Annotated in this window: 26 protein-coding genes and 1 riboswitch; of the genes, 14 read left to right on the forward strand and 12 right to left on the reverse strand. The window is 59.9% G+C overall.

All coding sequences use genetic code 11. The annotated features are described in order from the left end of the window. Window positions 1-1,053, forward strand: a complete 1,053-nt coding sequence (hisC, locus tag CXQ82_RS04685; RefSeq protein WP_101266577.1) for a histidinol-phosphate transaminase — start codon at window positions 1-3, stop codon at window positions 1,051-1,053. 124 nt (window positions 1,054-1,177) lie between these two features. On the opposite strand, the gene CXQ82_RS04690 is transcribed toward hisC, so the two are convergent. Together CXQ82_RS04690 and upp are read right to left on the reverse strand one after the other, a co-directional pair. After that, window positions 1,178-2,452 (reverse strand): uracil-xanthine permease family protein, encoded by a 1,275-nt coding sequence (locus tag CXQ82_RS04690; RefSeq protein ID WP_101266579.1) that lies wholly within the window; start codon window positions 2,450-2,452, stop codon window positions 1,178-1,180. 2 nt (window positions 2,453-2,454) lie between these two features. After that, window positions 2,455-3,093, reverse strand: a complete 639-nt coding sequence (gene upp, locus CXQ82_RS04695; RefSeq protein ID WP_004372055.1) for a uracil phosphoribosyltransferase — start codon at window positions 3,091-3,093, stop codon at window positions 2,455-2,457. Window positions 3,094-3,257: 164 nt separating this feature from the next. Between upp and CXQ82_RS04700 the strand changes: the two genes are divergently transcribed. The 3 genes from CXQ82_RS04700 (at window position 3,258) to CXQ82_RS04710 (ending at window position 4,835) form a co-directional block, all read left to right on the forward strand. After that, the gene (locus CXQ82_RS04700) at window positions 3,258-3,815 is read left to right on the forward strand and encodes a hypoxanthine-guanine phosphoribosyltransferase (RefSeq protein ID WP_101266581.1); all 558 of its coding nucleotides are present in this window, start codon (window positions 3,258-3,260) and stop codon (window positions 3,813-3,815) included. Between the two features lie 60 nt (window positions 3,816-3,875). Further along, window positions 3,876-4,355 (forward strand): hypothetical protein, encoded by a 480-nt coding sequence (locus tag CXQ82_RS04705; RefSeq protein ID WP_101266583.1) that lies wholly within the window; start codon window positions 3,876-3,878, stop codon window positions 4,353-4,355. A gap of 192 nt (window positions 4,356-4,547) precedes the next feature. Continuing rightward, the gene (locus CXQ82_RS04710) at window positions 4,548-4,835 is read left to right on the forward strand and encodes a PA4642 family protein (protein ID WP_017738740.1); all 288 of its coding nucleotides are present in this window, start codon (window positions 4,548-4,550) and stop codon (window positions 4,833-4,835) included. Between the two features lie 69 nt (window positions 4,836-4,904). Here CXQ82_RS04710 and mqo read toward each other — a convergent pair whose 3' ends face one another. Continuing rightward, window positions 4,905-6,413, reverse strand: a complete 1,509-nt coding sequence (gene mqo / locus CXQ82_RS04715; protein WP_101266585.1) for a malate dehydrogenase (quinone) — start codon at window positions 6,411-6,413, stop codon at window positions 4,905-4,907. A 724-nt stretch (window positions 6,414-7,137) separates the two neighbouring features. Beyond that, window positions 7,138-7,371, reverse strand: a complete 234-nt coding sequence (locus CXQ82_RS04720; RefSeq protein WP_101266587.1) for a hypothetical protein — start codon at window positions 7,369-7,371, stop codon at window positions 7,138-7,140. A 194-nt stretch (window positions 7,372-7,565) separates the two neighbouring features. Between CXQ82_RS04720 and CXQ82_RS04725 the strand changes: the two genes are divergently transcribed. After that, window positions 7,566-8,153 (forward strand): YajG family lipoprotein, encoded by a 588-nt coding sequence (locus CXQ82_RS04725; protein ID WP_101266588.1) that lies wholly within the window; start codon window positions 7,566-7,568, stop codon window positions 8,151-8,153. Window positions 8,154-8,209: 56 nt separating this feature from the next. On the opposite strand, the gene CXQ82_RS04730 is transcribed toward CXQ82_RS04725, so the two are convergent. Continuing rightward, window positions 8,210-8,419 (reverse strand): hypothetical protein, encoded by a 210-nt coding sequence (locus CXQ82_RS04730; RefSeq protein ID WP_017738736.1) that lies wholly within the window; start codon window positions 8,417-8,419, stop codon window positions 8,210-8,212. Window positions 8,420-8,602: 183 nt separating this feature from the next. Between CXQ82_RS04730 and CXQ82_RS04735 the strand changes: the two genes are divergently transcribed. After that, window positions 8,603-8,860 (forward strand): hypothetical protein, encoded by a 258-nt coding sequence (locus CXQ82_RS04735; RefSeq protein WP_101266591.1) that lies wholly within the window; start codon window positions 8,603-8,605, stop codon window positions 8,858-8,860. Between the two features lie 122 nt (window positions 8,861-8,982). Here CXQ82_RS04735 and CXQ82_RS04740 read toward each other — a convergent pair whose 3' ends face one another. Next, on the reverse strand, window positions 8,983-10,146 hold the full coding sequence (locus tag CXQ82_RS04740; protein WP_177409883.1) for a 1-acyl-sn-glycerol-3-phosphate acyltransferase: 1,164 nt from the start codon (window positions 10,144-10,146) through the stop codon (window positions 8,983-8,985). A gap of 132 nt (window positions 10,147-10,278) precedes the next feature. Between CXQ82_RS04740 and CXQ82_RS04745 the strand changes: the two genes are divergently transcribed. The 4 genes from CXQ82_RS04745 to CXQ82_RS04760 all read left to right on the forward strand — a co-directional run bounded on the left by CXQ82_RS04745 (window position 10,279) and on the right by CXQ82_RS04760 (window position 12,367). Beyond that, complete coding sequence (locus CXQ82_RS04745) at window positions 10,279-10,458, forward strand: CPXCG motif-containing cysteine-rich protein (protein WP_101266595.1); 180 nt, start codon at window positions 10,279-10,281, stop codon at window positions 10,456-10,458. Window positions 10,459-10,490: 32 nt separating this feature from the next. Continuing rightward, window positions 10,491-10,751, forward strand: a complete 261-nt coding sequence (locus CXQ82_RS04750) for a putative signal transducing protein (RefSeq protein WP_101266597.1) — start codon at window positions 10,491-10,493, stop codon at window positions 10,749-10,751. Window positions 10,752-10,788: 37 nt separating this feature from the next. Next, window positions 10,789-11,409, forward strand: coding sequence for an SOS response-associated peptidase (locus CXQ82_RS04755; protein ID WP_101266599.1), 621 nt, complete (start codon window positions 10,789-10,791; stop codon window positions 11,407-11,409). A 139-nt stretch (window positions 11,410-11,548) separates the two neighbouring features. Further along, window positions 11,549-12,367, forward strand: coding sequence for a M48 family metallopeptidase (locus CXQ82_RS04760; RefSeq protein WP_101266601.1), 819 nt, complete (start codon window positions 11,549-11,551; stop codon window positions 12,365-12,367). 74 nt (window positions 12,368-12,441) lie between these two features. Here the strand turns inward: CXQ82_RS04760 and CXQ82_RS04765 are convergent, their stop codons facing one another. The 3 genes from CXQ82_RS04765 to CXQ82_RS04775 form a co-directional block, all read right to left on the reverse strand. After that, on the reverse strand, window positions 12,442-13,026 hold the full coding sequence (locus tag CXQ82_RS04765) for a TMEM165/GDT1 family protein (RefSeq protein ID WP_101266603.1): 585 nt from the start codon (window positions 13,024-13,026) through the stop codon (window positions 12,442-12,444). 89 nt (window positions 13,027-13,115) lie between these two features. Beyond that, window positions 13,116-13,235, reverse strand: a riboswitch (yybP-ykoY riboswitch). Between the two features lie 51 nt (window positions 13,236-13,286). Further along, window positions 13,287-14,285 (reverse strand): class I SAM-dependent methyltransferase, encoded by a 999-nt coding sequence (locus CXQ82_RS04770; RefSeq protein WP_101266605.1) that lies wholly within the window; start codon window positions 14,283-14,285, stop codon window positions 13,287-13,289. A 30-nt stretch (window positions 14,286-14,315) separates the two neighbouring features. Next, complete coding sequence (locus CXQ82_RS04775; protein WP_101266607.1) at window positions 14,316-15,281, reverse strand: 2-hydroxyacid dehydrogenase; 966 nt, start codon at window positions 15,279-15,281, stop codon at window positions 14,316-14,318. A gap of 85 nt (window positions 15,282-15,366) precedes the next feature. On the opposite strand from CXQ82_RS04775, the gene CXQ82_RS04780 reads away from it, so the two are divergent. Further along, window positions 15,367-15,999, forward strand: coding sequence for a LysE family translocator (locus CXQ82_RS04780; protein ID WP_016978297.1), 633 nt, complete (start codon window positions 15,367-15,369; stop codon window positions 15,997-15,999). 15 nt (window positions 16,000-16,014) lie between these two features. Here the strand turns inward: CXQ82_RS04780 and CXQ82_RS04785 are convergent, their stop codons facing one another. The 3 genes from CXQ82_RS04785 to CXQ82_RS04795 all read right to left on the reverse strand — a co-directional run bounded on the left by CXQ82_RS04785 (window position 16,015) and on the right by CXQ82_RS04795 (window position 19,422). After that, window positions 16,015-16,476 carry a DUF3304 domain-containing protein gene (locus CXQ82_RS04785; RefSeq protein ID WP_256581932.1) on the reverse strand — a complete coding sequence of 154 codons (462 nt, stop codon included), beginning with the start codon at window positions 16,474-16,476 and terminating at the stop codon, window positions 16,015-16,017. Between the two features lie 97 nt (window positions 16,477-16,573). Continuing rightward, window positions 16,574-18,892, reverse strand: coding sequence for a DUF2235 domain-containing protein (locus CXQ82_RS04790; protein WP_101266611.1), 2,319 nt, complete (start codon window positions 18,890-18,892; stop codon window positions 16,574-16,576). Next, window positions 18,880-19,422, reverse strand: a complete 543-nt coding sequence (locus CXQ82_RS04795) for a DUF3304 domain-containing protein (protein ID WP_101266613.1) — start codon at window positions 19,420-19,422, stop codon at window positions 18,880-18,882. Before CXQ82_RS04795 ends, CXQ82_RS04790 begins: the two co-directional genes overlap by 13 nt. A gap of 334 nt (window positions 19,423-19,756) precedes the next feature. On the opposite strand from CXQ82_RS04795, the gene CXQ82_RS04800 reads away from it, so the two are divergent. From CXQ82_RS04800 to CXQ82_RS04810, 3 genes are all read left to right on the forward strand, one after another. Further along, complete coding sequence (locus CXQ82_RS04800) at window positions 19,757-21,439, forward strand: fatty acid--CoA ligase (RefSeq protein ID WP_101266615.1); 1,683 nt, start codon at window positions 19,757-19,759, stop codon at window positions 21,437-21,439. A gap of 331 nt (window positions 21,440-21,770) precedes the next feature. Continuing rightward, window positions 21,771-23,645, forward strand: coding sequence for a DUF1302 domain-containing protein (locus CXQ82_RS04805; RefSeq protein WP_101266617.1), 1,875 nt, complete (start codon window positions 21,771-21,773; stop codon window positions 23,643-23,645). Between the two features lie 43 nt (window positions 23,646-23,688). After that, window positions 23,689-25,053, forward strand: coding sequence for a DUF1329 domain-containing protein (locus tag CXQ82_RS04810; protein ID WP_101266619.1), 1,365 nt, complete (start codon window positions 23,689-23,691; stop codon window positions 25,051-25,053). Window positions 25,054-25,261: the final 208 nt, after the last annotated feature.

Here is a 25,261-nt window from a genome sequence, read left to right on the forward strand (position 1 = left end):
ATGAGCAAATTCTGGAGCCCTTTCGTCAAGGACCTCGTGCCTTACGTACCCGGCGAGCAGCCGAAGCTGACCAAACTGGTCAAGCTCAACACCAATGAAAACCCTTACGGCCCGTCGCCCAAGGCGCTGGCTGCGATGCAGACCGAGTTGAACGACAACCTGCGCCTGTACCCGGACCCCAACAGTGACCTGCTCAAGCAGGCCGTGGCCAAGTATTACGGGATCGACGCCGGCAAGGTGTTCCTCGGCAACGGTTCCGACGAAGTGCTGGCGCACATCTTCCACGGCCTGTTCCAGCACGAGCTGCCGCTGCTGTTCCCGGATATCAGCTACAGCTTCTATCCGGTTTACTGCGGCCTCTATGGCATCAAGTCCGACCCGGTGCCGCTGGACGAGCAGTTCCAGATCCGCGTGGCCGACTACGCCAAGCCCAACGGTGGGATCATCTTCCCCAACCCGAACGCACCGACTGGCTGCGTGCTGGCGCTGGACGCGGTGGAGCAGATCCTCAAGGCCAGCCCGGACTCGGTGGTGGTGGTTGATGAAGCCTATATCGACTTCGGCGGCGAAACGGCCATCAGCCTGGTGGATCGCTACCCGAACCTGCTGGTGACCCAGACCCTGTCCAAATCGCGCTCACTGGCCGGTTTGCGCGTGGGCCTGGCCGTGGGCCACCCGGACCTGATCGAGGCGCTGGAGCGAGTCAAGAACAGCTTCAACTCGTACCCGCTGGACCGCCTGGCGATTGTCGGCGCGGCAGCGGCGTTTGACGACCGTGAATACTTCGAGAAAACCTGCCAACGGGTCATCGACAGCCGCAACAAGGTGGTCGCGCAGCTTGAAGGGAAGGGCTTTGAAGTGTTGCCGTCGGCGGCCAACTTCATCTTTGCGCGTCACCCACGGCATGACGCGGCGGGTTTGGCTGCGAAGCTACGTGAGCAGGGCGTGATCGTGCGGCACTTCAAGCAGGAGCGGATTGCCCAATTCCTGCGGATCAGCATTGGCACGCCGGAGCAGAACCAGGCGCTGATCGATGGGCTCGGCGAGCTTTAACATCCACTGAAATCAACTGTGGGAGCGGGCTTGCTCGCGAAGGCGGTGTATCAGTCACAGAGTTATCGACTGACACTATGCCTTCGCGAGCAAGCCCGCTCCCACATTGGTTTTGCGGCGTTAATTACAGTAGTGGCTCATCCGGCTTCTTGTTCTTCCAGCCATCATTGCCCGGCAGCAGCAGGTTCAAGCCAATTGCTACCACCGCACACAGGGCGATGCCCTTGAGGCCGAAATCGTCCGGGCCGGTGCCGGTACCCACCAGTACACCGCCAATCCCGAACACCAGGGTCACCGACACAATCACCAGATTGCGCGCTTCGCCCAGGTCGATCTTGTGGCGAATCAGCGTGTTCATGCCCACGGCCGCAATCGAGCCGAACAGCAGGCACAGAATCCCGCCCATCACCGGCACCGGAATGCTCTGCAGCAGTGCGCCGAACTTGCCGATAAACGCCAGGCTGATGGCAAACACCGCCGCCCAGGTCATGATTTTCGGGTTGTAGTTCTTGGTCAGCATCACCGCGCCCGTCACTTCGGCGTAGGTGGTGTTCGGCGGGCCGCCAAACAGGCCGGCAGCCGTGGTGGCAATACCGTCACCCAGCAGGGTGCGGTGCAGGCCAGGCTTCTTCAGGTAGTCGCGACCGGTCACGCTGCCCACCGCAATTACACCACCGATATGTTCGATCGCCGGGGCCAGGGCCACCGGGACGATAAACAGGATCGCCTGCCAGTTGAACTCCGGCGCGGTGAAGTGGGGCAGGGCGAACCACGGTGCAGCGGCGATCTTCGCCGTGTCGACCACGCCGAAGTAGAACGACATGGCAAAGCCCACCAGCACGCCGGAGATGATCGGCACCAGGCGGAAGATGCCCTTGCCGAACACCGCCACGATCAGCGTGGTGAGCAGCGCCGGCATCGAGATCAGCATCGCCGTCTGGTAATGGATCAGCTCGGCGCCATCGCCGGACTTGCCCATCGCCATATTCGCGGCAATCGGCGCCATGGCCAGGCCGATGGAAATGATCACCGGCCCGATCACCACCGGCGGCAGCAGTCGGTCGATAAACCCGGTGCCTTTGATCTTTACGGCCAGGCCAAGGAAGGTATAAACGAAACCGGCTGCCATCACCCCGCCCATGGTCGCCGCGAGGCCGAACTGGCCCTTGGCGAGAATGATCGGGGTGATGAAGGCAAAGCTCGACGCCAGGAAGACCGGCACTTGCCGCCCCGTCACCACCTGGAACAACAATGTGCCCAGGCCTGCGGTGAACAGGGCGACGTTTGGATCAAGACCTGTGATCAGCGGCATCAACACCAGCGCGCCAAATGCCACGAAGAGCATTTGTGCGCCAGACAGGATCTGGCGCCAAAGCGGGTCGTTGAATTCATCCTGCATGCTTACGCGTCCTTCTGCTTGGTGCCGAAGATCTTGTCACCGGCATCGCCCAGGCCTGGGATGATGTAGCCGTGTTCGTTGAGGCGCTCATCAATGGACGCGGTGTAGATCTGCACGTCCGGGTGGGCTTTCTCGACGGCGGCGATGCCTTCGGGCGCGGCTACCAGCACCATGGCGCGGATGTCCTTGCAGCCGGCTTTCTTCAGCAGGTCGATGGTGGCGACCATGGAACTGCCGGTGGCGAGCATCGGGTCGATGATCATGGCCAGGCGCTCGTCGATTTCCGGGACGAGTTTTTCCAGGTAGGTGTGCGCCTGCAAGGTTTCTTCATTGCGGGCCACGCCCACGGCGCTGACCTTGGCGCCCGGGATCAGGCTGAGGACGCCTTCGAGCATGCCGATACCGGCGCGCAGGATCGGCACCACGGTAATTTTCTTACCGGCGATTTTCTCGACCTGGACGGGACCGGCCCAACCCGGAATCTCGTAGGTTTCCAGGGGCAGATCTTTAGTGGCTTCGTAAGTGAGCAACGCTCCGACTTCCTGAGCAAGCTCACGGAAATTCTTCGTGCTAATGTCGGCGCGGCGCATAAGGCCGAGCTTGTGCTGGATCAGCGGGTGGCGGATCTCGCGAGTGGGCATGGGAAAGGCTCCGGCGGCGGGCAAAAAAACCGGCCTAGATTAATCTATCCGAGGGTGTTGTCCTATAGACATCTAGTACGTTAGTCCATTAAGGCTTGCTCGGAGCGCATGAGAAGCGTACCTTCGCCCGCTTTTCTTGCCACAGCACCCCCTTGGAGAGCGCCATGTCCGCTGATCTCGAGCATATCCGTCAAATCATGCGCGAGGCTGACTGCCTGTACACCGAAGCGCAAGTCGAAGAAGCGATCGCCAAGGTTGGCGCACACATCACCCGCGAAATGGCCGACACCAACCCGGTGGTTTTCTGTGTGATGAACGGTGGCCTGATCTTCGCTGGCAAATTGCTGACTCATCTGCAATTCCCGCTGGAAGCGTCCTACCTGCACGCCACCCGCTATCGTAACGAAACCACCGGCGGCGACCTGTTCTGGAAGGCCAAGCCGGAAGTCTCGTTCATCGACCGTGATGTGCTGATCATCGACGACATCCTCGACGAAGGTCACACCCTGGGCGCGATCATCGACTTCTGCAAACACGCCGGCGCGCGCAAAGTGCACACCGCCGTGCTGATCGACAAAGACCACGACCGCAAGGCCCGCCCGGACCTCAAAGCCGATTACGTTGGCCTGCCATGCGTTGACCGTTACATCTTTGGTTACGGCATGGACTACAAAGGCTACTGGCGCAACGCCAATGGGATCTTCGCCGTCAAAGGCATGTGATCCGGGCCCGGCGCAGGGTTGTCATGCTATCGTGCTTGGCCCCTGCGTCTGGAGCTGTCCATGAGCCTGTTGATTCGTACGTGCGCCGCCCTGGTGCTGACCCTCAGCCTGCCGCTGGCAGCCGCCCCCTTGCACAGCCAGTTCCTGCCGCCGGATGACCTGACCCTGCGCGCCGAAACCCCCGACCAGCAGCAATTGCTGCAAGTCACCGAGTACGCCGTGGTGGTGGGCAACCAGCGCCAATCCAGCCAGCAGCCGATCCCGGTCACCTCGCCGTTGATGATCCGCCTCAAGGGCAAGCCCTTGAACAAGGGCGCAAGCATTGCCCAAGTGGTGCTCAATTTCGATGCCGAAAGCAAAAGCCTGAAAAAGCCGGTATTCGACGACAGCAGCAAAACCCTGACCTTGTCCTACCCGATGACGCAGTACCGCGTGATCGTCGACCTGCTGCGCAACGACACGGTGTACGTGCAGTTCCTCAGTTATGCCAATGGGCATATCTGGGCAGACCTGCACACCGGCGCTGTGCGTACAAAATAGCCACAACATCGAAGATCAAAATGTGGGAGGGGGCTTGCCCCCGATAGCGGTATGTCAGCAATACATTAGCTGGCTGATACACCGAAATCGGGGGCAAGCCCCCTCCCACATTGGATCTGCGGTGCTTTCGAAGCTTGCACGCCGCAGGTAGACTTCAAACCCCGTGTAAATGTCTGCAGGCTGGAGTCGGTAATGCGTAAAGATAAGAAACAGGTGATTGGTGATGAGATCGGCGACGATCAGATCAAGTTGTTCCTGGACTTCGAGCCCGTTGACGCGACTTCGCCGTCCCTGCACAAGCTGATCAAGGCTTACCGTGGCCTGCGTATCGACGACTTCGAGCGGTTCCTGGGTTTTTTCAAGGAAGCCGGCCTGGACCTGGATGGCAAGGATGAGCATGGCCAGACCTTCGTCGATCTGATCAAGGACCAGCGCAATGCGGACGAGTACATCGAGCTGATCGAAAAAGCCCGCGGCTGATTATCCTGCTCACAAAAAAACGCCCCGTTCTCATCACGAGAGCGGGGCGTTTTTTATTGCGTCACGACTTCAAGCGTAGCTCTCGGTCTCGGCGGCAGGTTCAACCAGCTCCAGGCTGATGTTGTTCTGCGCGTTGATCTTGCGATACAGCTCGGCGTCCGTCTCCAGAACCTTTTCCCGTGCCGGGAAAATCTCGTGCAGCTTGGTCGCCCACTCGCCTGCAGCCTTCGCGGGGAAGCAACGCTCGATCAGTTCGAGCATGATCGAAACAGTTACCGAAGCGCCTGGGGAGGCGCCCAGCAGCGCCGCCAGCGAGCCGTCTTTGGCCGCGACCAGCTCGGTGCCGAATTGCAGCACGCCACCTTTTTTCGGGTCTTTCTTGATGATCTGCACCCGTTGGCCGGCCACTTCCAGGCGCCAGTCTTCGGCTTTTGCTTCAGGGTAGAAGCGGCGCAGGGATTCCAGGCGCTGTTCCATGGACTGGCGTACTTCGCTGACCAGGTACTTGGTCAGGTCCATGTTGTCGCGGGCCACGGCCAGCATCGGGCCGATGTTGCCGGCGCGAATCGACAGCGGCAGGTCCAGGAACGAGCCGTGCTTGAGGAACTTGGTGGTGAAGCCGGCGTAAGGCCCGAACAGCAGGGATTTCTTGCCGTCCACCACACGGGTGTCCAGGTGCGGCACCGACATCGGTGGCGAACCCACGGCAGCCTGGCTGTAGACCTTGGCCTGGTGGTGCTTGACCACTTCGGGGTTGTCGCAACGCAGCCACTGGCCGCTGACCGGGAAGCCGCCAAAGCCTTTGCTTTCTTCGATGCCCGAGGCCTGCAGCAGCGGCAGGGCTGCGCCACCGGCGCCGAGGAAGACGAACTTGGCGTCGACTTCGCGGCTATTACCGCTGTTGACGTCCTTGATGCTCACGGTCCAGCCGGCGCCGTTGCGCTTGAGGCCGGTGACGCGCTTGCTGTACTTGACCTGGGCATCCGGGGAGCTGGTCAGGTGGCCGAGCAGTTGGTTGGTCAGCGCGCCGAAGTTGACGTCGGTGCCGTTCATAACGCGGGTGGCGGCGATCTTTTCGTCGAGCGGGCGGCCCGGCATCATCAATGGCATCCACTCGGCCATTTCGCTACGGTCTTCGGTGTAGTGCATATCCGCGAACGCGTGGTGCTGGCTGAGGGATTCAAAGCGTTTCTTGAGGAAGGACACGCCTTTTTCGCCCTGCACGAAGCTCAGGTGCGGCACCGGGCTGATAAAGGACTTGGACGAGCCAAAGGTGCCTTTTTTGGTCAGGTACGCCCAGAACTGCTTCGACACCTCGAACTGGGTGTTGATGTGCACCGCTTTCTTGATGTCGATGGAGCCATCGGCGGCCTGCGGGGTGTAGTTCAGCTCACACAGCCCGGCATGGCCGGTACCGGCGTTGTTCCACGGGTTGGAACTTTCCGCGGCACCCGAATCCATCAGCTCAACGACTTCCAGCTTGAGGCCGGGGTCGAGCTCTTTGAGCAGCACGGCCAGGGTGGCACTCATGATGCCGGCCCCTACCAGTACTACGTCGACTGCTTCGTTATGCGCCATTTAACGCGTCTCCAAAATCTGCAGCACCAAATTGACGGCATGGCTGCCAGGAGTGACGGGGCTATTCACGTGTTGCCCCAGATTACCCATGGCCAGGATCGCCATGTCCGATTCGCAATTCTTTGCAACTTCAGCGCACGCTTCCTGCCGGGCCTATCTGCCTATGAACGCATTCATGGGCGCCTGTGGCAATTCGACTTATGGTCAAAGCGTGCGATTCGTGCAACCAATCCGTAGCGGACAGGCTCAAGCTCCGGTTTTTGAGGCGTGCTCGGTCCTGTGTGGTTGGGCTGTTCCAGACGCTGATGGTGCTTGTACAAACGCCAAACTATTCATTTGCTCGCCACACTCTTGTGAAGTTGTGAAAACCCGTTTTTTCACGCTCTTTTGAAGACGTGAACCTCAAAAAAGGGCTGCCCCAGCCTGGCACCTGGCCCGGATACCTTGCCGACACGCGGCAAAACGGGCAAAAACTCAAGTGGCCGAGCGCAATGGCAGCTCTGGCAGATTCGGGTAAAGGCGGGTGGTTTGCAGGGAAAACAGCAAGCGCGCCAGCTTCACTCGATCTGTGTGGGCGGCTCTCTGTGGGCGATTGGGGAGTTAACGCCGAGGCATTAACGATGCTGCGAGGCCCGATCAGGAGACGTCCTTATAATCGGGGGGAGATTGTAGCGAAGAACGCCAAGGAAATGGGCGTGTTTTATGACTTTTATTAGCTGTTCGGTCAGGCGGCCAACGGTTGGTGCCGCAGCGGCTGCGCTGGACGTGGGCTGACCCGGGCCTTGGCCGGCAACGGGCGATGCATCCAGCTCAGGCGAATTTCTTCGATTTCCACCCAGCCTTCACCCACCGGAGGTTGGCAGCATTCCTTGAAGGCCTGGCAGCGGCCTTGCGCATCCAGCAGCGCGAACTGGCGAAGGGCGGGCTTGCGGGCAAACAGCGACCAGAGAAAATGCATGGCGATCAACCTCCTGAGATTGAGGCCAAGCATGCCAGCCCGGGATGACGGGCCGATGTAATGGCTGTTACATCTCGGTGACATCGAACCGCGACGCGGGCCATGGGTCACAGGTTGTAACTGCCGCTAGTTCCCCGCAGTGGCGCCCCGCTATACTGCCGGCCTGTCGGTACCTGATTTCTGGAGAGAAGAGCATGTTGCAACGCCTGTTGTTCGGTTTGATCACTGTGACCAGTTTGACCCTGGTTGGCTGCGCCAACAGCCCGCAACAACTGACCCCGGAACCGAAACTCACCACGCAGTTGGCCCCAGTGGGCCACGGCCAGGCGGTGTCGGTGCGGGTGGTGGATGGTCGCCCATCGCCGACCCTCGGCTCGCGCGGTGGCCTGTACCCGGAAACCGCCCTGGTCTCGGTGAACGCTCAAGACGTACTGCCCAAGCTGCAAGCCCAGGCTGAAGCCGCTGTGCGCCTGCTGGGTTTCACCCCGAGCCCCAACGCGCCGGGCGCTCCGCAGCTGACCATCACCCTGGCAGAACTGAAATATCAGTCGCCTAAAGACGGCCTGTACGTGACCGAAGCGTCTATCGGCGCGACCTTCAAGTCCGACGTCAGCGCCGGTACCCGTCGCTACAGCGGCCGCTACGGTGCGTCCCTGAACCAGCGTTTCGGCATGTCGCCGAACCAGGAAACCAACACCAAGCTGGTCAGCGACGTCCTGAGTGACGCCTTGACCCGCCTGTTCAAGGACCCAAGCATCGGTTCATTGCTCAGCTCGCAATAACCGCTTTCAAAAAAACCGGGCTCTGTGCAGAGCCCGGTTTTTTTTCGCCTTGAGTTTTACGCCGCCGTGTCGATACAGAAGTCCAGCAGGCTCACCCCCGTCAACAGATCGGCCTCCGGCAAGTCCGCATGCTGGTGCCCGCCAAGGGCGCAATACACCAGCCAGTGGCGGTCCTGGACGTTGAACGCCAGGCCGCCGACCAGCGCCTCTTGCTCATCGCTTGGGGCAATCAGATACAGCCGATCCTGGTTGTGCGCGTGCAGCATGACTAGCTCCCGAACGTTCGAAGGGCAACAGAGTGGCCTGTTAAGGTGACGTTCAGGTGACGGCGTAAATTACTGGATACATTAACCGTCCATGGGGGAGGGAGCATTTACGGCGCTGGAGGCCACTATCGTTCAGGTTTGTATCTGAATTGATACCAAGACACTGTGTTACCGAGGTTTGCGATGGCGCTGCCCGCACTGTTGATTAATGTTGTGGCTTTACTGGTGGCCTGCCCGGGTGCGGCGCTGCTGTTCATCACCCGCCTGCACGAACAGCGCGCGATGGCCGAACTGACCGCGCAAAGCGAAGACCGCGCGATCGACCAGCCGATGCTGTTTCTGGATGTGCGCACCGAGCGGGCGCATCGCCTGGCGTACCGCATCGGGTTCGCCTGCCTTGGGCTGGGGCTGCTGATCTCTTGGATCAGCACCCACCTCTAAAAACACGTCGAAACAAATGTGGGAGGGGGCTTGCCCCCGATAGCGGTGGATCAGCTAATGAATATTTGGCTGACACACCGTAATCGGGGGCAAGCCCCCTCCCACATTTTTAGTTCAGTGTTTTACAGGGGGATTCCGGCTTTTACGCGGTACTGATTACGCACCGGCGTTGCATATTGCACCACCAGGAACGGCCGGTGCTCGGCCGGGCATTCGTTCAAGCGCCGCTCCCATTCCACCTTGGCCTTGGCCAGTTCGTCCGCCGGGAATACTTCGGCGGCAGTCGGCACCTGCAATTGCGGGTCGGCGTCGCTCCACTGGGCATAGGCCAGGTAGTGCACCGGGAACAAGCGGTAGCCGCCGAGAATCTGCCGATCCATTTCCACGGCCAGCACTTTGGTGTCTTCGAAACGCTCAGTGATGGGCGGCGCGAAGTTGATATGCACGCGGCCTTTATAGCCGGTGATACCCAGGGCAATGCTCACGTCATCTTCGCCCGGCGCCTTGGTGTAGGTGCCGGTGGTGGCGCGGATATACAGCTCGCGCGCCTTGGCCGCGTCGCACGGGTCGTACTCGTAGCTGATCGACACGGGCGTGAGGTTCAGCGACTGGATTACCTCGGCGAACGGCTCGTCCTTGCGGCTGACGTGGAACATCTTGAGGATCGCCGACTCGGTGCGATCATCCCCATCCTTGGCGCGCCCTTCAGCCTGAGCGATCCAGATCGACTGGCAATCGTTGCGGATCGAATGGTTGATGTAGGCCGACAGCAGGTTGAACGCCGCCATCTTCTCCTTTCGCCCGGTGATCGAGCGGTGCACGATGAAGCTCTTGTTCAGACGCATCAGGTCGCTGACGAACGGCTTTTGCAGCAGGTTGTCGCCGATGGCGATGCGTGGCGTCGGCAGCCCGGCGTGGTATACGGCGTAGTTGACGAAGGCCGGGTCCATCACGATATCGCGGTGGTTGGCCAGGAACAGGTAGGCGGTGCCGGACTTGAGCTGCTCGACGCCGGTGTAGGTCACGCCGTCGGTCGCGCGGTCGATGGTGTGGTCGACGTAGTACTCGACTTTGTCCTGCAGCGTGGCCACGGTGGTGACGCCGGCGAATTCACGGCGCAATTTGCGGGCGATCATCGGCTTGAGCAGCCAGCCCAGGGCGCCGGCAAAGCGCGGGAAGCGGAAGTGGGTCAGGATGTCCAGAAAGGCCTTGTCACTGAACAGTCGGTCCAGCACTGCCGGGACTTCGCTGTCGTTGTAAGGTCGGATGGTATCGAATTCGCCCATCATGCTCTCTTGTTAGAAACGGCTAGGGTAAGTAAAGGAAATACCAGGGTGCGGTGCGGGTAATGGGCCCGACCGAAAATAGCCCTGTAAATAGACCGGCGATTATACGCACAAGTCACCTGGGAGACCGCGATGGAAGAGCAATCGTACGAATGTCCTTATTGTGGGGAGGTGGTCACGGCATTGCTGGACCTGTCCGGGGGCGATCAGGAATATATAGAGGACTGCCCGGTATGTTGCCGGCCGATTACGTTCGAGCTGCAAGTGCACGGTGGCGAATGGATGCTGAATGTGCGCAGCGAAAATGAATGATGCGCAGCGAAAGTGATTAAACAGGTACGCCTATGCAGCGAATCTACGAACCCGAAAACCTGATGGAAGGCGAGTTGCTGCAACAGATGCTCGCCAGCGAGGGCATCGAGGCGCACCTGGTGGGGCGCCATTTGCTCGGTGGGACCGGCGAATTGCCGATATTCGGCCTGCTGGGGCTGGAGGTGGACAACGACCGGGCGATTGACGCCCGCGAGCTGATTACCGCCTATATCGGCGCGCAACCGTTGCCTGGCGACGAACCCGACAGCTTTCCCGACGTGCTGGTCTGTTAGGCTGTCGGTCGGTTTACCCCAAGAGTCGTGTTGCCCCATGTGTGGACGTTATGCCCTGTTTCGCTGGAATCCCGCCTTTGCTGCCTTGCCCGGCTTTCCGGCCGACCAGCAGCCCCAGTGGAACATCTCCCCGAACGACTCGGTGCTGATCCAGCGCCTGAGTGACGGCCAGCGCAGCCTGGCCCGCGCGCGCTGGGGCCTTACACCGCCCTGGTTGACTGATCTTTCGCGTACCCCCGCCCATGCCCGCGCCGAAACGTTGGCCGAGCAACCGATGTTTCGCGAAGCGTTTCGCCAGCGCCGCTGCCTGCTGCCCGCCAACGGTTTCTACGAATGGCGCGGCACCCAACGCAAGCGCCCCTACTGGCTGACGCCGGGGGAGGGCTCCAGCGTGTTTTTTGCCGCGATCTGGGAAGCCTACCCGGTGCAGGAACAAGTGTGGCTGAGCACGGCAGTGGTGACCCAGGCCGCGCAGAGCCAGCGCCGACCGTTGATTCTGGATGCGGCCGGGCAGGCCGCCTGGCTCGATCCCGAGACCCCCTTGCATGTGTTGCAAGGCTTGTTGGCCGGTGAGCCTGCGCCGCTGCGTGAGCGGGTGCTGGCTAATATGATCAATGACCCCAAGCTCAATGGGCCGGAGTGTCTGACTCCAGGTTGAGCTTTGGGCGCGCTGTAGGATGTATCTGAAAAACAGCGGCTACACGTCTGTTGTATCTGGCGTCGATACAAATGAGCGCCTACGATACGCGCCAGGTTTTCAGGGCGTTTTTTCAGGACGTCTTACAGGGAGAGAGTTGATGAAGAAAGCATTGGCGATAAGTGCATTGGCTGCAGCAGTGCTGCTGGCCGGGTGTCAGTCGGTCAACACCACCAGCGGCGGCGCGGTGGGGGTAGAGCGCAAGCAGTACATGTTCAGCATGCTGTCGAGCCAGGAAGTCGACCAGATGTACGCCCAGTCCTACCAGCAGACCCTTGGCGAAGCCAGTGGCAAAGGCCTGGTGGACAAGACCAGCGCCAACGCCAAGCGCGTGCAGGCGATTGCCAACCGTTTGATCGCCCAGGCACCGACCTTCCGCCCCGATGCGGCGCAGTGGAAGTGGGAAGTGAACCTGATCAAGAGCGACGAGATGAACGCCAACTGCGGGCCTGGCGGCAAGATCTTCGTGTACAGCGCGTTGATCGATAACCTCAAGCTCACCGATGACGAACTGGCTGCCGTGATGGGCCATGAAATCGCTCACGCCTTGCGCGAGCACGGTCGTGAAGCCATGTCCAAGGCCTACGGCATCGAGATGGCGAAGCAGGGCGCGGGTGCGTTGTTCGGCCTGGGCCAGGACAGCCTGGCGCTGGCAGACACCGTGGCCAACTACGGCATGACCTTGCCCAACAGTCGCAGCAATGAAAACGAAGCGGACCTGATCGGCCTGGAATTGTCGGCCCGCGCCGGTTACAACCCGAACGCGGCGATCACACTGTGGAACAAGATGGCCAAGGCCTCGGAAGGCGCGCCGCCGGAGTTCATGAGCACGCACCCGGCGTCTGACAGCCGTATCGCCTCGTTGCAGGCGGCGATTCCGAAGGTGATGCCGCTTTACCAACAGGCCAAAAAGTCCTGATATCCAAACCCTTGTGAAGCTCCAAATGTGGGAGGGGGCAAGCCCCCTTCCACAGTTGATTTGGGTTTACAGGTCTAGATCCAACCGCTGCTCTGCATCGCCTTGTACACCGCCACAACCGCCAGGATGAAAAACGCCGTGGCCGCCAGTCTCCGAATCAACGTCAACGGCAGCTTCTCCGCGGCAAAATTCCCCGCCAGAACCACCGGTACGTTGGCAATCAACATGCCCAGGGTGGTGCCAATAATCACCAGCCACAGCTCCGGGTACTGCGCCGCCAGCATCACCGTAGCGATCTGCGTCTTGTCACCGATTTCGGCGAGGAAGAACGCGATCAGCGTGGTCAGGAACGGCCCGAACTTGCGCGTAGTGCTGGCTTCGTCATCGTCGAGTTTGTCCGGTACCAGGGTCCACAACGCCGTGGCGCAGAAGCTCGCCGCGAGTATCCAGTGCAACACCGCATCCGAGAAGAAGCTGCCGAACCAGGCGCCCACGGCACCGGCGGCCGCATGGTTGGCCAGGGTCGCGGCGACGATACCGGCAATGATCGGCCAGGGCTTGCGAAAGCGAGCAGCGAGAATGAGCGCGAGCAGCTGCGTCTTGTCGCCGATTTCGGCCAAGGCAACGATTGCGGTAGGAACGAGTAGTGAATCCAGCATCAGGTAAGTTTCCAGGGGCGGGTCGACACGGCTATGACACGTACAGCCTTCCCGCCCCGGGTAAGGTGTTCGTGTCATAGGTCTTGTCAAACCCCGGTCCGTCTGTGCGGACTCCTGGGTCGCATACGCCATGGTCTGTTGACCAAGTATGTTGACGTATGCCGGACGAGCGTGGTGCTCGTGGGAGACTACTCCCCTAGGACGGAGCGGATTCTGCCTAGGCAAAATCCATTCGGCAAGCCTTCTTTTTCAAACGCCCGTCAGCCGCGCTTGGCACGGTAGATACGAAAACCATTGCCTTCGGCCTTGATCGCACACACGCCCAAATGCTCTTCGATCAGCGGTTGGTATTTGAGGAAGCTGTTGGCTACCAAGCGAAGTTCGCCACCTTTTGCCAGGTGTTTTGCCGCTTTTCGCAGCAGATTCTCGGTGGCGAAATAATCTGTGTGCACCCCGACATGGAACGGCGGGTTGCTCAAAATCGCGTTCAAACCCATCGGCGCGGCGTCGATGCCATCACCGGTCAGCACCTCGGCTTCCAGCCCGTTGGCGGTCAGGGTCAAGCGGCTGCTGGCGGCGGCGAAGGCGTCCACATCCAACAGGGTTACCGTGTTGTGCGGGTAGCGACGTTTTACCGCAGCCCCGAGCACGCCGGCGCCGCAACCGAAGTCCAGCAAGTGGCCGCTGGGCAACTTGTCCAGATGCTCCAGCAACAACTCGGTGCCGCGGTCCAGGCGACCGTGGCTGAACACCCCCGGCAGGCTCACCACTTTGAGCGGCCCTTCGGCCAGCGGCACCTCGAAGACTTGTGCCAGGCTTTCCAGCTCCACCGCTTGCGGGGCGTTGGCCACGGTGATTTGCCACAACTGGCAATGTCGCGCGCTGTCGAGCTTGCGCGGTTTGCCGAGCGGGATCATCTGTTTGGCGGCGCTTTCGATGCCGGCTTTTTTCTCCCCCACCAGAAACAGCTCGGCGCCGGGCAGGCGTGCGGCCACGGCGTTGAGCAGGTAGTCGGTGAGGTCCTTGGATTTGGGCAGGAAGATCACCGCCGCATCAAACCCACGCTCGGGCACATTCACGCCGAACTGGCTGCGCTCGGGGAAGCGGGTATCGAGCGCCGCCTGGTCGCCGGCATGCCAGCACCAGCCGTGGGCGTTGGGCAGGCGACCGAGCAAGTCGTCGGCAGGCAACCCTACCAGCAGCAGGTTGCCTTGAAAAAGTTCGGCCTGACGAAGCAGTACTTCACTGCGCGGATCCATGGTCTGCTCCTTGAAAAGGGGCGCAGTTTATCAACTCACAACCCGCAGCGGGGCGCCGTCGAAAAAGCCCCGGGCGTTTTCGGCCAGTTGGCCGACGATGCGCTGCCGCGCTTCACGACTGCCCCAGGCGTTATGGGGTGTGACGATCAGCCGAGGGATATCGCCAGCCAGCAGCGGGTTGCCGTTTACCGGCGGCTCCACACTGAGCACGTCGGTCGCCGCGCCGCCCAGGTGGCCACTGCGCAGGGCATCGGCCAAGGCCTGTTCGTTGATCAAGCCACCGCGCGCGGTGTTGACCACAAACGCGCCCGGCTTGAGCAGCGCCAGTTCCCGGGCGCCGATAAAGTCGCGGGTGTGCTCGTTGAGCGGGCAGTGCAGGGTGAGTGCGTCGACCTGGCTGAGCAGTTCAGCCAACGGTACGCGGTCGGCGCGGGCAGGGCGCCCGGGAATCGCGCCGAGCAGCACGCGCATGCCGAAGGCTTCGGCCAGGCGTGCCACGGCGCTGCCCAGCTCCCCATGGCCGAGCAGGCCGAGGGTCTTGCCTTCCAGTTCGACGATGGGGTGGTCCAGCAGGCAGAACTGCTTGGCCTCCTGCCATTTGCCGGCGGCCACATCCCGCTGATAATCCTTCAGGCGCGTCGCCAGGTTGAGCAGCAGCATGATCGTATGCTGCGCCACCGACGGCGTGCCATAGCCCTGGCAGTTGCTTACGGTGATGCCGTGGGCGCGGGCTGCTTCGAGGTCGACGTTGTTGGTGCCGGTGGCCGACACCAGGATCAGCTTGAGGTCCGGGCAGGCGGCCAAGGTTTCGGTGTTGAGGGCGATTTTGTTGCTGATCGCGACATGCACGCCTTGCAAACGATCGACCACATTCTGCGGGGTGGTGTCGCTGAACAACTGCAGGTCGCCGAAGCTGTTGCGCAGTTCGCTGAGGTCGAGGTCCCCCAGGTCCAGGGAAGGGTGATCAAGGAAGACCGCGCGGCGATTGTTCGTCATCAACTGTACCTTTTGTGCAAGGGTTCGAAGGCGTAATCTGCCGAGCCTATCAGATGAAATAATCCGTTACGTAATTGGAGTGAGCATGTACGCCGCCGAGTTTTTGACCGTAGCCCTGATTCACCTGCTGGCAGTGGCCAGCCCCGGCCCGGATTTCGCCGTGGTGGTGCGCGAAAGTGTTACCCACGGCCGCCGCGCCGGCACCTGGACCGCGCTGGGGGTGGGTTCGGCGATTTTCCTGCACGTGGGCTACTCGCTGCTCGGTATCGGCTTGATCGTGTCCCAATCCATCGTGCTGTTCAACGCGCTCAAATGGGCGGCCGCCGCCTACCTGCTGTACATCGGCTTCAAGGCCCTGCGCGCACAGCCGGCCAAGCCTGTCGCCGAGGGCGAGTTGCACCGCGAAGCGGGCGAGCGCACCCCGCGCGGCGCGTTTACCGCCGGTTTCGTGACCAATGGCTTGAACCCCAAGGCCACGCTGTTCTTCCTCTCGTTGTTCACCGTGGTGATCAACCCGCACACGCCGTTGGCGATTCAGGCGGGTTACGGGGTGTATTTGGCGGTGGCGACGGCGCTGTGGTTCTGCCTGGTGGCCATGCTGTTCAGCCAACAGCGTGTGCGTGCAGGATTTGCGCGGATGGGGCATTGGTTTGATCGGACGATGGGCGCGGTGTTGATTGCGATTGGGGTGAAGTTGGCGTTTACCAGTATGAAATAAGCCCTCAGGCGTATTTTATTTTGGGCATGACTGAGGCTCCGGCAAGTGCAGCGGGGTTTTGATCGGGTATTCAGGACTGCCGTAGGCGTAACAGGAGGTAGTGACCTGAAGTTCATCGCAGGGTAGGAAGTGGACGGTGAGACCGCAGACTTTTTGGTTTGTGTAGTCGGGGACTGGGACTAGTTTGGAGTGTTGGCGCTTTTGGGAGTCTATTTGCTTCTTCCACGCCAAAAACTTGGGCCAATCGCCATAACCGGAAAAGCCTTCTGAGCTGCCTGCTCCTGTCTCCCAATCAACCCGCACCGTCATCCCTGGCTTCCACTTCGAAGGCGCTACGTAACAGCAACCTTCACCCCCTCCCTGATAGGGTCCAATAATGTCGATACCTGAACGCCCATCGACACTGAAGTGGTTGATGGCCCAATGCGTATGGTTGACCGCCTCAAGCGTACTGGCCTGTGCATTCTGTGTAAGCATCAACCCCGCCAGCACACAAATGGCCCTGACCTGTGAATGCCACGCATAAAAGCGGCGTGCGAATATCGCGTCGGGTGCAAGCAGTTGAAAATCTGGCTCAGACCTGAGCATCTTTGAGCTCCCTGACGTTGGTTTCATAAGCCCGCCAAATCTCATTAATCGCTTTTTGAACCTCGGCAAGGCGTTCGGCGGTCATCAAGGGAGATGGTGTTGCAAGGGCGGGGTCAACGAACAGCGGCGTCTCTGCGCCCGCAACCATTGCCCCGTCTTCCTGGCGATACAGCGCTACATCCCTTCTGCCGGCATCGCCGAAAAACACCATGCGCAACTTGAAGTAACTGCCGAATGGCTCGCGTCCCGCTGCGTAAAGAAACCAGGCACGGGAGTCGTGGACATGATCATCGAACAGCGCGCGTAACAGCCCTTCAGGCTTGCTGGCGTTGCGGCTTTCATCGACGTTAAAACGCGTGTGCTCGTCGACGTAGTTGCGCTCGTTCCGGGGCGGTGGAAACAGCAGGCTGACCTTCGCCAAGGCACTGGCCTTCATCTGCTTGCGCTCGGCTAGCTCTATCTCGTGGACATGCGCGCCGGGAACAATGGCCATGAGGGCTACGCGTATGGGGATAGAGTCAACGATGTGTGGGCTGGAAAAGCCTCGCCCGAATTCTTCAGCCGCCTCGCGTAACTGGGTTTGTGCCATGTCGGCGTCGAAGTCCTTGATGCCTGGCTCAAGCGGTTGCTTGGGTTTGACGCTAAAGTGTTCGCGGGCTTTTTGCTCTTTGCGGCGCTGTTCGACGGCGGCCTGTTTTTTGTTACGGTTGGCCCGCGCCAGTTTTCGGGCGTTGTTATCGGCCTCGGTATCGCTGGCGTGTCGGTAGAAGTTAGTCTGTTTCAGCGTGGCGAAGGCATATCGGTCGATGCGCCAGGCGGTGATCCAGGCCATTTGGCTGGTTAGCGCGTTTTCCAGGGAGTCGGTGGTTGGGATGGGTCGGTAATGTTCGATTTGTTCGGGGGATAGCGGCCTTCCAGCCGGAGCTAGATCCAAGCTGATCTGGCGCCAAGCGTTGAAACGGTTGACTAGCATCGGCGCCACGATGAACTCCAAAACGGCTTCAGGTGGCAATGCACGCCAGAACTCATGGCGTAGTTCTTTTGGCAAAGCATCTTTTGGCACTTTTAAAGGTGCGCCATTGGCGTAGGCATCAGCATATATGTCGTGCAGTGCTATCTGGGATAGCAATAATCCATCCCCCTCGTCTCCGCCTTCTCTATACGCCTTCCCCTGATCTCCCGGCGGATACCCCCCTCCCTGATCCGAATGCATCCCTGGATACAGCACTTCACTACTATTGACCGGGTACCCCCCACCCTCCCGCCGAATCGAGTCCAGCGGAAAGCACAAACGTTGTTCATGACTGGCAACAATATGCAAACATCGCTTGACCAGGCTGCTGGTGGGCAACTCTTGGGTGCCATCCGCCCAGCCCATGTGCCCATCTGCCCCCGGCACAGCATGAGCAAGGCCCACCGAGGCCACGGTGTCCAGCAACCCCAGGTACTCCACGCTGATCGGAAGCTTCAAGTCGCCGGTTTGCAGCGCCGGTTGCGACTCGGTGGGCGATGACAGCTCATTCAACCAACTGACAAACGCCCGTGCCGCTGCTGCCCCGCGGGAAAACCCATACACATAGAGCTTGATTCCCAACAGTTTCGACGAACCAGGCGACGGTTGGGTCAAGGCGATAGTTAAGGGCCTGGTCAATGCTCCCAACTGTTTGCCGAACTGATAGCGCCGGAAGTTAGAGCCGATTGAGCCTTCAAAACTTGCTGGAGCGCCCATCGCCTCGACCGCTGCCTGCAAACTTGCGTTATCCAGCCGGGGCAATGCCAGCGCCTGGCGCAAGGCGTCGATGATCATCATCAGGCCCCAGTTGATCCGCTCTTCACCGAAAGCGGCCATAGCCAAGCCGATCTCGCTGTAATTCAGGTCGCCGACTTCAGGAAACGGCGTGCCCACACCGGGCATGTAGTACTTGAAGTACTGGCCGCTGCCCGTGCCCGCCGCGTCGGTCAATCTGCTGGCCTGGCTGCTATGGACAGTACCGCCAGCATGACCTTCGCCAATACTTGCGCGAAACAATCGGGCGATATTCGTCGGGTGCTTGGGGTCGGATAAATACAAATCGTTGTTGAGGTTATTACCCGTGCCGTCGAAGAACAGGCTGATATGCAAAGTTCGGCAGCATGGCGGTGTTACGCGGCGACCGGCAGCCAAACACAGCGCGTCATGGTAATCGCGCTCGAGTTGAGACTGGCGCCGAAGATTGTTATGAACCTGGCCCGCTCGAAAGGGTAGGCGCCCCTGTTCCGGAAACTGCGGCGGGTAACAGAAAGAGGCTTGATTCACTTCGGGCATGACTGAGGCTCCGGCAAGTGCAGTGGCGTTTTGATGGGGTATTCAGGACTGCCGTAGGCATAGCAGGACGTGGTGACCTGAAGTTCGTCGCAGGGCAGGAAGTGGACGGTGAGACCGCAGACTTTTTGGCCTGTGTAGTCGGGGACTGGGACTGGTTTGGAATGTTGGCGTTTTCGGGCTCGGACTTTGTCTCTCCAGCCCAGGTATTTCTCCTCGTTAGCGAAACCAGGAAACTCATCAGCCAGGCTACTCATCCCACTAGCTCCTGTCTCCCAATCAACCCGCACCGTCATCCCTGGCTCCCACTTCGAAGGCGCTACGTAACAGCAACCGCCACCCCCTCCCTGATAGGGTCCAATAATGTCGATACCTGAACGCCCATCGACACTGAAGTGGTTGATGGCCCAATGCGTATGGTTGATACCTTCGATGGTGCTCGCATGGATGCTCGGTACGGACAAGGCGTAGGCCAAACCGAGGAGCACGGGGAGTTGATACTTGGTACTCGCACGGATAGGCATGGGATTCATTTTCTGCCTTCGTTGGTTTTGCTATTCATGCGTTCCGCTCTGTGCGGCTTGAAGGATGGGTGCGCTGATGTACTGAAGAACATGCCTCTTGATCCCTGAGATTTGTTAATGCCCTGAGAATAAAGAGTTGCTATCGGTGACAAATGTCAGACGGTTCGCTTTTTAGAGAAGGGTGCTTCCTGATCAACTGGTGGGCTGAACAGGGCAAATACTGGCGCAAAGCCAGCAATCACTGGCCTCAACAAATCATTCCTTTGGCTGATTTGGCTGAAACATTTGCGCTCTACAGTGCAGAACGTTCAGCCAAGACCGTGCAGTCATAAAAGGGATTCGTATGTTGCAGACTCGTGTCATCCCGCCCGCCGAAGGCGCTTACCAGTACCCGTTGTTGATCAAACGCCTGTTGATGTCCGGGGCGCGCTACGAGAAAACTCGGGAAATCGTCTACCGCGACAAGCTGCGCTACACCTACCCGACGCTGATCGAGCGCGTCGCGCGCCTGGCCAATGTGCTCACCGAGGCCGGGGTCAAGGCTGGTGACACCGTCGCCGTGATGGACTGGGACAGCCACCGTTACCTGGAGTGCATGTTCGCCATCCCGATGATCGGCGCGGTGATCCACACCATCAACGTGCGCCTGTCGCCGGAACAGATCCTGTACACCATGAACCACGCCGAGGACCGCTTCGTGCTGGTCAACAGTGAGTTCGTGGGGCTCTACCAGGCCATTGCCGGGCAGCTCACCACTGTCGACAAGACCCTGCTGCTCACCGATGGCGAATCGAAGACCGCCGAGCTGCCCAACCTGGTCGGCGAGTACGAAACCCTGCTGGCGGCTGCCAGCACTCAGTACGATTTCCAGGATTTCGACGAAAACTCCGTCGCCACCACCTTCTACACCACCGGCACCACCGGTAACCCCAAGGGCGTGTACTTCACCCACCGCCAGTTGGTGCTGCACACCATCGGCGTGGCGACGATCATGGGCAGCATCGACAGCGTGCGCCTGCTCGGCACCAACGACGTGTATATGCCGATCACGCCGATGTTCCATGTGCACGCCTGGGGCCTGCCGTATGTGGCGACCATGCTCGGGTTGAAGCAGGTCTACCCCGGCCGCTACGACCCGGAATACCTGGTGGAGTTGTGGCGCAAGGAGAAGGTCACCTTCTCTCATTGCGTGCCGACCATCCTGCAGATGCTGCTCAACGCCAAGGCTGCTCAAGGGGTGGATTTTGGCGGCTGGAAAATTGTCATCGGCGGCAGCGCGCTCAATCGTTCACTGTATGAAGCCTCCAAGGCGCGTGGGATTCAACTGACCGCTGCGTACGGCATGTCCGAAACCGGGCCGCTGGTGTCCTGTGCCCACCTCAACGAAGAGTTGATGGCCGGCACCGAGGACGAACGCACCACTTATCGCATCAAGGCCGGTGTGCCGGGGCCGTTGGTGGAAGCCGCCATCGTCGACAGCGAAGGCAATTTCCTGCCCGCCGATGGCGAGTCCCAGGGCGAGCTGGTACTGCGCGCGCCGTGGCTCAGCGAAGGCTATTTCAATGAGCCGCAGAAGGGCGCCGAGCTGTGGGCCGGCGGCTGGATGCACACCGGCGACGTGGCCACCCTGGATGCGTTTGGCGTGATCGACATCCGCGACCGCATCAAGGACGTAATCAAGACCGGCGGCGAGTGGGTCTCGTCCCTGGCCCTCGAAGACCTGGTCAGCCGTCACCCGGCGGTACGCGAAGTAGCGGTGGTGGGCATCGCCGACCCGCAGTGGGGCGAGCGCCCGTTTGCCTTGCTGGTAGTGCGTGATGGCCATGTGATAGGGGCCCGTGAGCTCAAGGAACACCTCAAGCCGTTTGTTGAATTGGGCCACTTGAGCAAGTGGGCGATCCCCAGCCAGATCGCCGTTGTTACGGAAATTCCCAAGACCAGCGTGGGCAAACTCGACAAAAAACGTATCCGCATTGACATCATTGAATGGCAGGCCAACAACAGCACGTTCCTGTCCACCCTCTGACGGCCCTTGCCGTGCCCGTTCGGGCACGGCAATGCTCTATCTCGCACCTTTACTTGTGATTTGCCAATTTTCAGCCATCCTTGCCGCGTCGGCCTTCGCTGACATGGCGAAAGGGTTGTGGCAGACGGGTCGGTGATGCAAATCACACTTTAGAGGGATCAAGCACTACCCCCTGCTGGCTATAGTCCCTTCCAGAGTTTTTCACGGATGTTCCGCTTCGGGCCATGGGGGCTCGGCTGCCGAGCGGCATTGGAATCGTTGTATTCCGGCCGTTACATGCATCACAGAAAGAACTCACTGCCATAACAATAATGCACATGGAGTAGCGTCGATGACCTCAGTAAACCAGTTCTGGCGCCGGGCAAGACTGCCCCTGGCCGTCAGTCTCGCCTCTACGCTCGCCGGGCCCGCATTCGGCGTCAGTTTCAATATCGGTGAAATCGAAGGGAGTTTTGACTCGTCGCTTTCTGTGGGTGCCAGTTGGTCGACAGCTAAGCCCAACCAGGATCTGATTGGTGCCAACAACGGCGGCAACGGTTTGTCGCAGACCTCCGATGACGGCCACTTGAATTTCAAACGCGGCGAAACGTTCTCGAAGATCTTCAAGGGCATTCATGACCTGGAACTGAAGTACGGCGATACCGGTGTGTTTGTGCGTGGCAAGTACTGGTATGACTTTGAACTCAAGGATGAAAGCCGCGAGTTCAAGGACATCAGCGACAGCAACCGCAAAGAGGGCGCCAAGTCCTCGGGCGGGCAGATTCTCGATGCGTTCGTGTACCACAACTACTCGATTGCCGACGCGCCAGGCTCCGTGCGGTTTGGTAAACAGGTAGTGAGCTGGGGTGAAAGTACCTTCATCGGCGGCGGTATCAACGCCATCAACCCCATCGACGTGTCTGCTTTCCGTCGTCCGGGTGCCGAAATCAAGGAAGGCTTGATTCCGGTCAACATGTTCTATGTGTCCCAATCGCTCACCGACAACCTGTCGGCAGAAGCGTTTTATCAGTTGGAATGGGATCAGACCGTTACCGATAACTGCGGCACGTTCTTCTCTCAGCCTGACGTCGTTTCAGATGGTTGCAGCAATAACCTGCGCGTGTTGAACAGCCGTCAATTCCTGCCCGGTGCAGGGGCCTTTCTGCCCGGCCTGGCGAACAATGGTGTAGACATCAATAACGAGGGTGTTCTCGTTCGCCGCGGTCCCGACCGTGATGCGCGTGACAGCGGCCAATTCGGTGCTGCACTGCGCTATAACTTCGAGCCGCTGGACACGGAGTTCGGGGCTTACTTCATGAACTACCACAGCCGTGCGCCAATCTTCAGTGCCCAAGGTGCACCGCAAGCCGCCTACACTGGAGCAACGCCGGGAGTACCGGGTGCACTGCGCCCACTGGTGGTCGCGGGTAACTCCAATTACTTCATGGAATACCCTGAGGACATTCGTCTTTACGGCTTGAGCTTTTCCACTACCTTGCCTACCGGTACCGCGTGGAGTGGCGAGCTGAGTTACCGTCCTAACGCCCCCGTTCAACTGAGCACCACCGACATTTTGTTCGCTGGCGTGAAGCCGCTTGGTGGTCCCGTGCTGGGCAATGCGTCGTTGCTCACCGGGGCTCCAGGTCAGGACTTGCATGGCTACCGTCGTAAAGAAATCAGCCAGTTCCAAACCACCTTTACCCACTTCTTCGATCAAGTCATGGGCGCGAGCCGCTTGACCCTGGTGGGTGAAGTCGGCGTGACTCACGTAGGCGGCCTGGAAAGCAAATCGGACGTGCGCTACGGTCGTGACCCGGTCTTCGGCCCTGGATCGCTGCCGAACAACGCTTGTGCGAACTTGAACACATCAACTGCACAAGGTGCGGGTCTGTCGAACGCCAACGGCCTGAATACCAACTGCAACAATGACGGTTTCACCACAGCGACTTCCTGGGGCTATCGCGGTCGGGCCATTTGGGAATACCCGGACGTCTTCGCCGGTGTGAACCTCAAGCCGAACGTGGCGTGGTCCCATGACGTCAAGGGTTACTCCCCAGGTCCAGGCGCCAACTTTGAAGAGGGCCGTAAGGCCGTCAGCCTTGGCCTGGATGCCGAATACCAGAACACCTACACCGCTAGCCTGAACTACACCAACTTCTTCGGTGGCGATTTCACTACGGTGAATGACCGCGATTTTGTTGCGCTCAGCCTCGGCGTGAACTTCTAAGCACACTTTTTCAGCTGCATGTATTTTCAGGAAGAACCAGAACATGAAAATAACTAAAAGTCTGTTGCACGTAGGTGTGCTTGGGCTGTCGATCCTGGCGAGCAACGTCATGGCGGCAGTGTCGGCGGACGAAGCGTCCAAGCTGGGCACCACCCTGACTCCGATGGGCGCTGAAATGGCCGGTAACGCTGCCGGCACTATCCCGAAATGGACGCCACTGCCCACCAATGCCGGCGCCGTGGATGCGCGTGGTTTCCTGGCCAACCCTTATGCCAGTGAACAACCGCAATTCACCATCACTGCGCAGAACGTCGAGCAGTACAAGGACAAGCTGGCGCCGGGACAATACGCGATGTTCAAGCGTTACCCGGAAACCTTCAAGATGCCGGTCTACCCGACCCATCGCGGCGCCACGGTGCCGGCTGATGTGTTCGCCGCCATCAAGAAGAACGCCACCACGACCAACCTGGTGTCCGGCGGCAACGGCCTGGAAAACTTCGAAACCGCCGTGCCGTTCCCGATTCCGAAAACCGGCGTTGAAGTGATCTGGAACCACATCACCCGTTATCGCGGCGGCAGCGTGACGCGCCTGGTCACCCAGGCTACGCCGCAAACCAACGGTTCCTACAGTCTGGTGTACTTCAAAGACCAGTTTGTGTTCCGCGACAAGATGAAGGACTTCGACCCGAAAAACCCGGGCAACGTGCTGTTCTACTTCAAGCAGCAAGTGACCGCGCCGGCACGTCTGGCCGGTGGTGTGCTGCTGGTGCACGAAACCCTGGACCAGGTGAAGGAGCCGCGCTCGGCGTGGGTCTACAACGCCGGCCAGCGCCGTGTGCGTCGTGCGCCGCAAGTGTCTTATGACGGTCCGGGTACCGCTGCCGACGGCCTGCGTACCTCCGACAACCTCGACATGTACAACGGTGCGCCGGACCGCTACGACTGGAAACTGGAAGGCAAGAAGGAAATCTACATCGCCTCCAACAGCTACAAGATCGACGATCCGAAGCTCAAGTACGCCGACATCATCAAGGCCGGCCACATCAACCAGGACCTGGCTCGCTATGAGCTGCGCCGCGTCTGGCACGTGGTCGCGACCCTGAAGGAAGGCCAGCGCCACATCTACGCCAAGCGTGACTTCTTCATCGACGAAGACACCTGGCAAGCAGCGGTCATCGACCACTACGACGGTCGTGGCCAACTGTGGCGCGTCGCCGAAGCCCATGCCGAGAACTACTACGACAAGCAAGTGCCGTGGTACGCCCTGGAAACCCTTTACGACCTGCAGTCCGGCCGCTACCTGGCCCTGGGCATGAAGAACGAAGAGAAACAGGCCTATGACTTCGGCTTCACCGCCACCACCAGCGACTTCACCCCAGCCGCGCTGCGCCAGGACGGTGTTCGCTAAGCCATAGCGGTAGCCAAATGTGGGAGGGGGCTTACCCCCGATAGCGGTCTGACAGTCAAAAGATGCCTCGACTGATCCGCCGCCATCGGGAGTAAGCCCCCTTCCACATTTTTTGTCGCAGTTCTTTTTCAGGCAAATGTTGCAAAGATCTACAATTTCGCCGCTTTTACCGCTAGTCTGCGGACATCTGCAATGCCGACAACAGCCT

The sequence above is a fragment of the Pseudomonas sp. S09G 359 genome (assembly GCF_002843605.1).
In the GTDB taxonomy this organism is placed as follows: domain Bacteria; phylum Pseudomonadota; class Gammaproteobacteria; order Pseudomonadales; family Pseudomonadaceae; genus Aquipseudomonas.

Coding starts and splice junctions, on each gene's coding strand:
- CXQ82_RS04730 (WP_017738736.1), bottom strand. CDS start 8,419: ATGCTGCACGCGCACAACCAGGATCGGCTGTATCTGATTGCCCCAAGC.
- CXQ82_RS04795 (WP_101266613.1), bottom strand. CDS start 19,422: ATGAATCCCATGCCTATCCGTGCGAGTACCAAGTATCAACTCCCCGTG.
- CXQ82_RS04785 (WP_256581932.1), bottom strand. CDS start 16,476: ATGCTTACACAGAATGCACAGGCCAGTACGCTTGAGGCGGTCAACCAT.
- CXQ82_RS04805 (WP_101266617.1), top strand. CDS start 21,771: ATGACCTCAGTAAACCAGTTCTGGCGCCGGGCAAGACTGCCCCTGGCC.
- CXQ82_RS04755 (WP_101266599.1), top strand. CDS start 10,789: ATGTGTGGACGTTATGCCCTGTTTCGCTGGAATCCCGCCTTTGCTGCC.
- CXQ82_RS04810 (WP_101266619.1), top strand. CDS start 23,689: ATGAAAATAACTAAAAGTCTGTTGCACGTAGGTGTGCTTGGGCTGTCG.
- CXQ82_RS04735 (WP_101266591.1), top strand. CDS start 8,603: ATGGCGCTGCCCGCACTGTTGATTAATGTTGTGGCTTTACTGGTGGCC.
- CXQ82_RS04705 (WP_101266583.1), top strand. CDS start 3,876: ATGAGCCTGTTGATTCGTACGTGCGCCGCCCTGGTGCTGACCCTCAGC.
- CXQ82_RS04800 (WP_101266615.1), top strand. CDS start 19,757: ATGTTGCAGACTCGTGTCATCCCGCCCGCCGAAGGCGCTTACCAGTAC.
- mqo (WP_101266585.1), bottom strand. CDS start 6,413: ATGGCGCATAACGAAGCAGTCGACGTAGTACTGGTAGGGGCCGGCATC.
- CXQ82_RS04770 (WP_101266605.1), bottom strand. CDS start 14,285: ATGGATCCGCGCAGTGAAGTACTGCTTCGTCAGGCCGAACTTTTTCAA.
- upp (WP_004372055.1), bottom strand. CDS start 3,093: ATGCCCACTCGCGAGATCCGCCACCCGCTGATCCAGCACAAGCTCGGC.
- CXQ82_RS04745 (WP_101266595.1), top strand. CDS start 10,279: ATGGAAGAGCAATCGTACGAATGTCCTTATTGTGGGGAGGTGGTCACG.
- CXQ82_RS04720 (WP_101266587.1), bottom strand. CDS start 7,371: ATGCATTTTCTCTGGTCGCTGTTTGCCCGCAAGCCCGCCCTTCGCCAG.
- CXQ82_RS04690 (WP_101266579.1), bottom strand. CDS start 2,452: ATGCAGGATGAATTCAACGACCCGCTTTGGCGCCAGATCCTGTCTGGC.
- CXQ82_RS04790 (WP_101266611.1), bottom strand. CDS start 18,892: ATGCCCGAAGTGAATCAAGCCTCTTTCTGTTACCCGCCGCAGTTTCCG.
- CXQ82_RS04710 (WP_017738740.1), top strand. CDS start 4,548: ATGCGTAAAGATAAGAAACAGGTGATTGGTGATGAGATCGGCGACGAT.
- CXQ82_RS04775 (WP_101266607.1), bottom strand. CDS start 15,281: ATGACGAACAATCGCCGCGCGGTCTTCCTTGATCACCCTTCCCTGGAC.
- CXQ82_RS04725 (WP_101266588.1), top strand. CDS start 7,566: ATGTTGCAACGCCTGTTGTTCGGTTTGATCACTGTGACCAGTTTGACC.
- CXQ82_RS04750 (WP_101266597.1), top strand. CDS start 10,491: ATGCAGCGAATCTACGAACCCGAAAACCTGATGGAAGGCGAGTTGCTG.
- hisC (WP_101266577.1), top strand. CDS start 1: ATGAGCAAATTCTGGAGCCCTTTCGTCAAGGACCTCGTGCCTTACGTA.
- CXQ82_RS04765 (WP_101266603.1), bottom strand. CDS start 13,026: ATGCTGGATTCACTACTCGTTCCTACCGCAATCGTTGCCTTGGCCGAA.
- CXQ82_RS04780 (WP_016978297.1), top strand. CDS start 15,367: ATGTACGCCGCCGAGTTTTTGACCGTAGCCCTGATTCACCTGCTGGCA.
- CXQ82_RS04700 (WP_101266581.1), top strand. CDS start 3,258: ATGTCCGCTGATCTCGAGCATATCCGTCAAATCATGCGCGAGGCTGAC.
- CXQ82_RS04740 (WP_177409883.1), bottom strand. CDS start 10,146: ATGGGCGAATTCGATACCATCCGACCTTACAACGACAGCGAAGTCCCG.
- CXQ82_RS04760 (WP_101266601.1), top strand. CDS start 11,549: ATGAAGAAAGCATTGGCGATAAGTGCATTGGCTGCAGCAGTGCTGCTG.